Raw genomic sequence first — 10,565 nt, 5'->3', positions numbered from 1 at the left:
CGGCAATCCCATTCTCGAACTCGAAGGCGTCGGCGAGGTCAATTGTTACGGGGTCAATCGTCGGCGGGCAGAACCTGGACCTGCATTGCTTTGACGGCCGCCCGGACGGGGGAGCCCACGGCCAATCCCAGCGTGGTCAGCGAATGGGCGGAGATCTCCGCGATGATCGTGGCGCCGCCGCGGGCGGCCCGCAGTTCCACGCTGACGGACGTGCCCTGGTGATGGATCTCGTGCACGGTGCAGGCGAGGTCGTTGCGGGCGCTGGTGTCGACGAGATCGTCTTCGACCGCGTGGAGGGTGACGGCCCTCGGCGAGAACAGGGCCACCGCCTCCGCGTCCTCGTCGACGGGGTCGGCGGCCACGCCGATGACTCGGGCGCCGCCGGGGGCGGTCACGGCGATCGTGTCGTCGTCAAGCACGGTGGTGGTGCCCCGGAAGGCGACGAGCCCGGCGAAGCGGGCCAGGAACCGTGTGGAGGGGGCGGCGAGCAGCTCTGCCGGGGCACCGACGGCGGCGATGCGGCCGTCCTCGATGACGATGACGTGATCGGCCAGCGTGGCCACGTCAACCGGATCATGGGTGACCAGCATCGCCGTACGGCCGCGGAGTCGGCGGCGCAGAACCCCGCGCAGTGCCGCGGCGGACTCCGAGTCGAGGGCTGCGAAGGGTTCGTCGAGGAGGATCACGTCGGTGTCGGCGGCCAGCGCACGCGCCAGCGCCACCCGCGCGGCCTGACCCCCGGACAACGAAGCGGGGCGGCGATCGGCCAGGTGCGCGGCGCCGATCGCGGCGAGTTCCGCATGGGCCCGGTCGCGGTCTCGGCAGGCGAACTCCACGTTGCCCAGCGCCGTCCTGTGGGGCAGCAGCGCCGGATCCTGCGTCAGCAGCACCGCGCGCGGCACATCACCGGTCACCGTCGCGCCACCGCGCACCGGCAGCCCCGCGATGGCCCGCATCAGCGTCGACTTGCCTGCCCCGTTCGGGCCGATCACAGCGGTGGTGCGGCTCGTCGGTATCGTCGGCTCCGCATCGAGCAGCCCCGGCACCGTCACCGACGGGGCCAGGTCCGCAGTCGGCCCGGGCTCGTGCGTGACGACGCCCAGGTCCCCGGATTCGGCCGGACCGTCGGGCGCGGTGAATGAATCGGAGGTGCCGCAGTAGTCGACGGCGTCGGTCGAATCGGTGGAGTCGGTTCGCGAGGCGCGCCCTCGGCGTTCCATCCACCACGGCACCGCCGCGCCGATGGCCACGAGCGCGATGGCGATGCCGAGCAACACGGCCGACAACGCCAGCGCCAGCTCGGGTTCGTTCTCCCGCTCCAAATAGATGGCCAGCGGAAGGGTACGGGTGACGCCCGGCAGCGAGCCCGCGAACGTCAGCGTCGCACCGAACTCGCCGAGTGCCCGTGCCAGAGACAGCGTGGCACCCGAGACGATCGCCGGCAGGACCATGGGCAGCGTCACCTGCCAGAGGATGCGGCTTCGCGACGCCCCGAGGCCGGCTGCCGCCTCCGCATGCCGGGGATCGAGGCCGCGCACGGAGCCCTCCACCGCCAACACCAGGAAGGGCAACGACACGAAGACCTGCGCGAGGACGACCGCGGCGGTGGAGAAGGAAAAGTACTCGGCCAGCCACGGCCACCGCGAACCGATGACGCCCGTGCGACCGAACGCCGCCAACAAGGCCAGGCCCCCCACGACGGGCGGCATTGTCATCGGCAGCACCACCGCGAGCCGCAGTGCACCGGCCCAGCGGCGCGCCCGCGCCATGAGGACGGCAAGAGGAATGCCGACCACCATGACGATCAGCGCCGACAGCACACTCGTGCGCAGCGAAATTCCCAGCGCCGCGGACCCCGCCTCGGAGGAGATGAGCTCCGGCACCCGCGCCCACGGCACCTGCATCGACAGCGCGATGACCGGGATGACCGCGACGGCCAGCGCAACGGCGGCCGGCACGGCGATCCAGGCCGGGGGAGCGGTGCTCGTCGAGCCCGTGCGGACGGTCATCGCGTGCCGTCTGCTCCGCCCGTCGCGCCGAACCCGGCGTCGGCGAGGATTTCCCGACCCCAATCGGACAACACCGCGCGGATCCACATCTCCGCGTCGGAGAATCGCCGTCCGTCCTCGCCGGCGTCGGCGGTGACGGCGATGGGGTACTCGTTGACCGCCTCGTCGGCGCCGTCGATGTCGATGGCCTCCACGCCCTTCGCCGCGTTGGCATCGGTGCGATAGACGATGCCCGCGTCGGCCTGCCCCGCCTCGACCTTTCCACGCACGTCGGAGACCTTGGACTCCTCCGACACCGGCGAAATCTCGGTGCCGGTGGCGTCGAGGATCTTTTGCGTGGCGGCGCCGCACGGCACCTCGGGGGCGCACACGACCAGCTTGGCGTCGTCAAGCGAATCGTCCAATCCCGTCACGCCGGCGGGATTGCCTTCGGGGACGATGAGCGTCAACGTGTTCGTCGCGAACGTCTGCGGCGCACGCACCGCGCCGGCCTCCTCCGCACGCTCCATGGTGCGCAGGTCGGCGGTGGCCAGGACATCCGCGGGCGCGCCGGCCTGCAGCTGGTCGACCAGGTTCTGCGACCCGTCGAAGGAGAACACCACGTCGATGTCCGGGTTGTCTTCCTCGAACCGCCGCTCGATCTCCTCGAAGGTCTTCTGCAGCGACGCGGCGGCGAACACGGTCAACGTCCGCCGCTCACCGTCGTCGGCTCCGCCGCCCGAGCACGCGGTCAGGCCCGCGAGCCCCACCGCCGCGGTCGCGGCCGTCGCCCGGCGCACAACTCCGCGCCCCGTGGATTCACTTCGGTTGATTCCCATGAAAACTCCCGGCTTCAATTCCGCTGCCAGCCTAGTTGTCGGGCGCCATGGGGCGCCTCTCCAACTCGTCATTCAATCTTTCGACCTCGGCCGTCAGTTCGTCGATCTCGGCCCTGAGTTTTTCGATGTCGGCGCGGTAGAGGTCGATGCGCTCTTCGACGGCGTCACGGTCCCACCGGGGCTTGATGTGTTTCGAGCAGTTCGCGTCGACCGCCGCGACGTCGACGACGATCACCCGCTCGATGGTCGCCCGGATCTCCCGGTCGGAGCGGGGACCGAGATCGCGCATGCGCTCGATGAGGTCGGGATCGTCGTCGGCCTCCACCGCCCGGGCGACGCCGAAGACCTTCAACCGGCGTCGGGTGGGGAAGTCGACGAAAAACAGGCACACCCGGCCGTCGCGGTCGATGTTGCCGGCGCTGACGTACTGCTGGTTGCCGGGGAAGTCGGGAAACGCGAGGGTTCGGTCATCGAGGACGTGGACGAAACCCCTGGGCCCGCCCTTGTGCTGCACGTAGGGCCACCCGGCGCCAGTGACCGACGAGAGGAAGAACACGTCGGCTTCCCGGATCAGCTTCGCGTCGACGGCCTCGAAGGCGAAACCGCCGGGGCCTCCGGCGCCGGTCGGCCCGTCGAGATTGGGGCGGTCGTCGACGCGATTGCCCGCACCCGCCGCCCTCTGGCGGGCGCGGACGTGATCGTCGAACGCGATGTCGTTGTAGGACGGCTTCCGCGTCGTGCCACCGTGATCGGTAATCGCCTGCTCCTTCCTCGTGTTCTTTCCTCGTGCTTCGAGGACCGTCTCGCCCCGCGCGGATCAGGCGCCGGACGACCTGGCCTGCCCCTTTTCCGGCTCCCGCGTGGACACCGGGTCCCAGCCGCCCGAATGCTTGGTCGTGGTGCGCGGCGACCGCGACCGGTACACGATGTACGGACGGTTGAGGTACCCCACCGGGGCGCTGAGCGCGTGGATCAGACGCGTGAACGGCCACACCGCGAACAACAGGAACCCGGCGATGACGTGCAGCTTGAACGACAACGGCACGTCGACCATCAGCTCCGGCTGGGGATTGAACAGGAACAGGCTGCGCAACCATGGGGAAATGGTCTCGCGGTAGTCGTAGCCGTGGGAGTCCGTCATCACCTGGTTGAGCACCGTCGCGATGGTGCCCAGGGCGATGGGCAACGCCAACATGAAATACATGAACTTGTCGTTCGGGGTCGTCGCTCGGAACACCGACGTGTCGGTGCGGCGGCGCCACAGCAGTCCGATCAGGCCGAGGATGGTCACGATCGCCGCGGTCATGCCGCCGATCGTCGCCAACCAGTGGTACGCGGTTTGCGGGATGCCCGCGGCCTCGGTCCACGATTTCGGGATGATCAGACCCATGAAGTGGCCGATCGCCACGAACAAAATGCCGTAGTGGAACATCGGCGACGCGTACTTCAGCAGCCGGTTGCCCAAGAACTGCGAGGACCGGGTGGTCCAGCGGTACTGGTCGACGCGGAAGCGCCAGATGGTGCCGACCAGGAAGATCGCGATGCACAACCACGGCAGGGCGATCCAGAGGATGTAGTCGAAGGTCGTCATGATCTCGTCTCCTGATTGCTGACGGGGAAGGGGAGTTCCAGGGTGCCGACCAGCTCGGCCGGCGGTCCCGCGGTGACCAGCTTGAGGTAGCGTTCGCGCGTCTCCTCGTCGAGCGGGGGCAGCGCGGTGACCAGGGCGTCGATGACGCCGGAGTAGGCGCTGCCACGGTCGGCGAGGGCGTGGCGCAGCACTTCGATGCCGTCGCGGTGGGTGGCCAGCACGTCGGCGGCGATGGCATCTCCGGTTTCGGGGCTGCCGGGTTCGCGGGCGGCGGCCTCGCACACGACGCACAGGTGGTCGGGCAGTTCGTCACGGTCCTGCTCGAGGCCGACGGCGGCGAGCATTTCGCGGAAACTCAGCAGGGCGACGCCGCGTTGCCGGGTGTCGCCGGTGGCGTAGTAGGACAGGTAAAGGTTGCAGCGGCGCTTCTGGTCGAAGGTGGCCACGTAGTGCTCTTCCAGGGCTCGCTTGCCGACGGCACGTGCATGGGCGATGAAGCCGGCGAGCGGGTCGGACGCTTCGAGGGGGAGGTCTGGCAGAACCTGCGCGACCGCATCCCAGCGGGACTCTGCGTCGCCGCCGGGGTAGTCCAGCAGCGTGGCCGCCGCCATGAGCACGGTGCGCCGCTGGGCGTCGGTCATGGGCACGTGGGTCGGTTCGGCGACCTCAGTGGCGCGGGCCTGCTCCGCCGCGCGCCGCGCCGGGCGGCCCAGGAAATTCAACGCCATCGCCATCACCTCTTGGGGAACATGGAGTCGGGACGTTCGCCCGGGCTCCAGGAGGCCAGCGGCACGCGACCGGAACCGGCGGCGACGTCCTGCACGGGGACGCCGTGGAATTCGGCGGCGAGCGCTTCGGCGGACATGTTCGGGTCGTGCATGCCGGGGCCGCCGAAGTCGTCCAGGGAGCAGCCCATGGCGGCGATCCCCTCCGGGGTGGCGGCGGATTCGGAATGCGCGGTCGGGATGACGTAGCGCTCGTCATACTTTGCGATGGCCAGCAACCGGTACATGTCCTCGATGTCCTGCGGGGCCATGCCCACGGCCGCCGCGATTTCCGGGTCGGGTTCCCGGCCGACGCGCACGTCGCGCATGAACGACCGCATCGCGGCGAGCTTGCGCAGCACCTTCTCCACCACCGCGGTATCGCCGGCGGTGAACAGCTCCGCCAGGTATTCCAGCGGGATGCGCATCGTGGCGATGGCGGTGTACAGCATCCGGTGTTCCTCGCCGTCGGCTCCCGACGCGGTGACCGCGTCGACGACCGGGGACAGCGGCGGGATGTACCAGACCATCGGCAGCGTCCGGTACTCCGGGTGAATCGGCAACGCGACCTTGTACACGCTGATCAACTTCCAGATCGGCGACTCCTGCGCCGCCGTGATCCACGACTCCGGCACTCCGCCGGCCCGTGCGCCCGCAATGACCTCCGGGTCATTCGGGTCCAGCAGGATGGAACGCTGCGCCTCGTAGAGATCCTGATCATTTTCCGTCGCGGCCACTTCGCCGACCCGGTCGGCGTCGTAAAGCAACACACCAAGGTATCGGAGCCTGCCGACGCACGTCTCGGAACAGATCGTCGGCTCGCCGACCTCCAGGCGCGGATAGCACAGGGTGCACTTCTCGGCCTTGCCCGTGTGGTGGTTGAAGTACACCTTCTTGTACGGGCACCCGGAGACGCACATGCGCCAACCGCGGCACTTGTCCTGGTCGACCAGAACGATGCCATCCTCCGCGCGCTTGTACATCGCGCCCGACGGACACGACGCCACGCACGTCGGGTTGAGGCAGTGCTCGCAAATGCGCGGCAGATAGAACATGAAGGACTGCTCGATCTCGTGGCGGACCTTCTCGCCCATCTTCCGCAGCACCGGGTCGTCGTCCAGGATCTCCTGCGACCCGCCCAAATCGTCGTCCCAGTTCGACGACCACTCGATGGTGTCGATCGGCTTGCCGGACAACTGCGACACCGGCCGCGCCGTGGGCACGTGCTTCGAATCCTTCGGAGCCGACAGCAACTTGTCGTACTCGTAGGTCCACGGCTCGTAGTAGTCCGTCATCTCCGGCATGTCCGGGTTGGAGAAGATCGTGGCCAGCTTCTTCAGCCGCCCGCCGGCGCGGGGCACCACCTTACCGTTGGCTTTGCGGACCCACCCGCCCTTCCACTTCTCCTGGTCCTCCCACTGCTTGGGGTAACCGACGCCGGGACGCGTCTCGACGTTGTTGAACCAGACGTACTCGGTGCCCTCGCGGTTCGTCCACGTCTGCTTGCACGTGACCGAACAGGTGTGGCAGCCGATGCACTTGTCCAGGTTCATGACCATGGACAGCTGCGCCATGACCTTCATCAGAACTCAACCTCCTGGGAGCGGCGGCGGATCACGGTGACCTCGTCGCGCTGGTTGCCGGTCGGGCCGGTGTAGTTGAACGCGTAGGAATGCTGGGCATAGCCGCCGATGAGGTGGGACGGCTTGATCAGGATCCGCGTCAGCGAATTGTGGATGCCGCCGCGCTTGCCGGACGTTTCCGCCACCGGCACGCCGACGGTGCGTTCCTGGGCGTGGTGCATGTAGACCGTGCCCTCGGGGATGCGGTGGGAGACGACCGCGCGGGCGGCGATGACGCCGTTGCGGTTGTAGCCCTCGATCCATTCGTTGTCGGCGACGCCGATCTTTTCGGCGTCGGCGGGGGACATCCAGACGACCTGGCCGCCGCGCGACAGCGCCAGCATGTGCAGGTTGTCGAAGTATTGCGAGTGGATGGCCCACTTGTTGTGCGGCGTCAGGTACCGCACCGCCACTTCCGTCTGGCCCGCCCCGTTGACGCTGACCGTGCCGGGTGCGGCCTCGCCGTAGAGGTGGTGCAGGTCGAGCGGGGGACGGAACACCGGCAGGGCTTCGCCCATGTCGCGCATCCAGTCATGGTCCAGGTAGTAGTGCTGGCGGCCGGTGAGCGTGTGGAACGGCTTGAGCCGCTCGACGTTGATGACGAACGCCGAGTAGCGGCGGCCGCCGTGTTCCGAGCCGGACCATTCCGGCGAGGTGATCACCGGCACCGGGCGGGCGGAGACGTCCGCGAAGGTGATGCGCTTGCCGGCTTCCTCGGCCGACAGGTCGGCGAGTTCGACGCCGGTGCGCTTCTCCTGGTGCTTGAAGCCTTCCGTGGCCAGGCGGCCGTTGGTGGTGCCGGACAGGCGCAGGACCATTTCGGCGGCGCGGACGTCGGTGTCGATGCGAGGGCGGCCCTTGGCGGCGCCGCCGCGGGCGACGCCGTTGGTGTGCGCCAGTTCGCCGATTTCGCGGGTCGGGTCGAATGCGACGCCCTTGGTGGCCAGGCCGGCCTTCTCGGGCAGCGGACCGATGGCGTTGAACTTGTCGTACACGGCCGAGTAGTCGCGCTCCACCGGGATCAGCTTGGGCATGGTCACGCCCGGCACCTTCGGGGTTTCGGACCAGGGCTTGACGACGCCGTGAGGGGTCGCCATCTGGTCCGGCGAATCGTGGGACAGCGGTGCCGCGATGACGTCGGTTTGGGTGCCCAGATGCGTGCGCGCCATCTCCGAGAACCGCTTGGCCAGATCCTGGAAGACCTGGAAGTCGGAGCGGGCCTCCCACGGCGGGTCGATGGCCGCGTTGAAGGCGTGGACGTAGGGGTGCATGTCCGTCGAGGACAGGTCGTTCTTCTCGTACCAGGTCGCCGCGGGCAGGACGATGTCCGAGTGCAGCGTGGTGGACGTGTTGCGGAAGTCCGCGGTCCACATCAGGTCGACCTTGCCGACGGCGGCTTCGTCGCGCCAGACCATTTCCTTCGGGCGACGATCGGCGGGGACTTCCTTGCCTTGCACGGCGTTGTCGCAGCCGAGCATGTGGCGATAGAAGTACTCGGTGCCCTTGGCGGAGGAGCCCAGCAGGTTGGTGCGCCAGTTGGCGATGATGCGCGGGAAGTTCTCCGGGTTGCCGGGGTCTTCGATGGCGAACCGCAGGCGGCCCTCCTCGAGTTCCTTGATGATGTAGTCCTTCGGCGCCATCCCCGCGTCCGCGGCCTCCTGGCCCAGGGCCAGCGGGTTGCGGTCGAAGGTGGGGTAGGACGGCATCCAGCCGCGGCGCGTGGCCTCGACCAGGGTGTCCGCCGTGGTCTTGCCGGCGAAGGACCCTTCCTGCAGCGGTGAGCCGAGTCGCTCGGCGTCGGTGCCGTCGTAACGCCACTGTTCGGTGGTGGCGTACCAGAAGCCGGTGGAGATCATCTGGCGCGGCGGGCGCTGCCAGTCCAGCGCGAACGCGTACTGCGCCCAGCCGGTGATCGGTCGGACCTTCTCCTGGCCGACGTAGTGCGCCCAGCCGCCGCCGTTGACGCCCTGGCAGCCGGTCATGGTGGTCAGCGCCAGGAACGTCCGGTAGATCGTGTCCGAGTGGTAGTAGTGGTTCGTTCCGGCGCCCATGACGATCATGGACTTGCCCTCGGTTTCGACGGCGTTCCGGGCGAACTCGCGGCCGATGCGGATCGCCGCGTTGGCGGGCACGCCGGTGTGCTCCTCCTGCCACGCCGGGGTGCCCGGGGTGGAGGCGTCGTCGTAGTCGGCGGGCCACTCACCGGGCAGGCCCTCGCGGCCGACGGCGTAGCGGGCGAGCATCAGGTCGAACACGGTGGTCACCAGGTCGTCGCCGAGCTTGAACGCCGGCACGCCGCGAGACACCACACCCGCGCCGACGGGACCTTCCGGCGTCGACTCGCCGGGCAGGTCGAAGCGGGGCAGCAGAACCTCGACGGCTTCGGCCCCCTTCTTGCCCAGGGCGGTCATCGCCGGAGAGCAGTCGTCGAGGCGCAGATTCCACTTTCCTTCACCCGCCTCGCCCCAACGGTCCGCCATCGTTCCGCCGGGATCCTTGACCGTCCCGTCCTCGTCGAGGACCAGGGGGCGGAATTCCGCGTTGGCGGCGTCGTGAAGCGGATGATCGGCGGGCAGATCCGAGGCCGTGACGAACTTGCCCGGCACGTACGCCCCGTCGTGGGCGTTTAGCCGCACCAGGAACGGGGAGTCCGTGTAGCGCTTCATGTACTCCAGGAAGCGCGGCGTCTGCTGCTCGACGTGGAACTCCTTGAGGATGACGTGGCCCATCGCCAACGCCAGCGCACCGTCCGTGCCCGGGTGGACGCGCAGCCACTCGTCGGCGAACTTCGTGTTGTCCGCGTAGTCCGGCGACACCGCGACGACCTTCTGGCCGTGGTAGCGGGCCTCGGTCATGAAGTGCGCGTCGGGCGTGCGGGTCAGCGGGATGTTCGAGCCCCACATGATGAGGTAATCGGAGTTGAACCAGTCCGCCGACTCCGGGACGTCGGTCTGGTCGCCGAAGACCTGCGGAGAGGCCATCGGCAGGTCCGCGTACCAGTCGTAGAACGACAGCATCGCGCCGCCGATCAACTGGTAGAAGCGGGAACCGGCGCCGTAGGACAGCATCGACATCGCCGGGATGACCGTGAAGCCGGCCAGCCGGTCGGGGCCGAAACGCTTGACCGTGTACACGTGCGCGGCCGCGACGATTTCCATCGCCTCGTCCCACGTCGTGCGCACCAGGCCGCCCTTGCCGCGCGCTTCCTTGTACGCCCGCGAGCGTTCCGGGTCCTCCACGATGTCGCGCCACGCCAGCACCGGGTCCTTCAGTCGGGCCTTCGCCTTGCGCCAGTAATCCAGCAGCGTGCTGCGGATGTAGGGGAAGCGGATGCGCGTCGGCGAGTACGTGTACCAGGAAAACGCCGCGCCGCGGGGGCAGCCGCGGGGCTCGTATTCCGGCATGTCCGCGCCGATCGTCGGGTAGTCGGTCTCCTGGGTTTCCCAGGTGATCACGCCGTCTTTGACGTACACCTTCCACGAGCAGGAGCCCGTGCAGTTGACGCCGTGGGTGGAGCGGACGACCTTGTCGTGGCTCCAGCGTTGGCGGTAGAAGCGGTCGGCGTCGCGGCCGCCTTTGAGGAACATCTGGCGCGAGTCTTCGCTCACGGTGCCGCGGCGAAGTTGTCCGCCCAGCTTGAACAGGGGGTTGGATGAGCCGGATCCGGAGGCCGGGCGGCTGTCGGTGGTGGTCATCGAAGACTCCTAGTCGGGTGAGGGGCAGGAGCGGTGGGCGGGGTCGGGGTCTTCTTGCTTTGCGAC

7 protein-coding genes are annotated in these 10,565 nt (G+C 68.6%); all 7 read right to left on the bottom strand.

Going from position 1 to position 10,565, the window contains the following annotated elements; genetic code table 11:
• Positions 1-53: 53 nt before the first annotated feature.
• The gene (gene modB / locus HMPREF3121_RS06565; protein ID WP_070521211.1) at positions 54-2,009 is read right to left on the bottom strand and encodes a molybdate ABC transporter permease subunit; all 1,956 of its coding nucleotides are present in this window, start codon (positions 2,007-2,009) and stop codon (positions 54-56) included.
• Positions 2,006-2,827, bottom strand: coding sequence for a molybdate ABC transporter substrate-binding protein (modA, locus tag HMPREF3121_RS06560; protein ID WP_070521208.1), 822 nt, complete (start codon positions 2,825-2,827; stop codon positions 2,006-2,008). The genes modB and modA overlap by 4 nt, the downstream gene beginning before the upstream one ends.
• Positions 2,828-2,858: 31 nt before the next feature.
• Positions 2,859-3,398, bottom strand: coding sequence for a pyridoxamine 5'-phosphate oxidase family protein (locus HMPREF3121_RS06555; RefSeq protein ID WP_256388237.1), 540 nt, complete (start codon positions 3,396-3,398; stop codon positions 2,859-2,861).
• A 246-nt stretch (positions 3,399-3,644) separates the two neighbouring features.
• The gene (gene narI / locus HMPREF3121_RS06550) at positions 3,645-4,418 is read right to left on the bottom strand and encodes a respiratory nitrate reductase subunit gamma (RefSeq protein ID WP_070521201.1); all 774 of its coding nucleotides are present in this window, start codon (positions 4,416-4,418) and stop codon (positions 3,645-3,647) included.
• Positions 4,415-5,146, bottom strand: a complete 732-nt coding sequence (gene narJ, locus HMPREF3121_RS06545) for a nitrate reductase molybdenum cofactor assembly chaperone (RefSeq protein ID WP_083291387.1) — start codon at positions 5,144-5,146, stop codon at positions 4,415-4,417. The genes narI and narJ overlap by 4 nt, the downstream gene beginning before the upstream one ends.
• 5 nt (positions 5,147-5,151) lie before the next feature.
• Entirely contained in the window at positions 5,152-6,765 is a 1,614-nt protein-coding gene (narH, locus tag HMPREF3121_RS06540) for a nitrate reductase subunit beta (protein WP_070521198.1), read from the bottom strand.
• Positions 6,765-10,499 carry a nitrate reductase subunit alpha gene (locus tag HMPREF3121_RS06535; protein ID WP_070521196.1) on the bottom strand — a complete coding sequence of 1,245 codons (3,735 nt, stop codon included), beginning with the start codon at positions 10,497-10,499 and terminating at the stop codon, positions 6,765-6,767. The genes narH and HMPREF3121_RS06535 overlap by 1 nt, the downstream gene beginning before the upstream one ends.
• Between the last annotated feature and the right edge of the window lie 66 nt (positions 10,500-10,565).

The organism is Corynebacterium sp. HMSC11E11 (assembly GCF_001807025.1).
Taxonomy (GTDB): Bacteria; Actinomycetota; Actinomycetes; order Mycobacteriales; family Mycobacteriaceae; genus Corynebacterium; species Corynebacterium freneyi.
The sequence above is the reverse complement of the archived record's forward strand: the minus strand, read 5'-3'. Positions and strand labels throughout refer to the sequence as shown.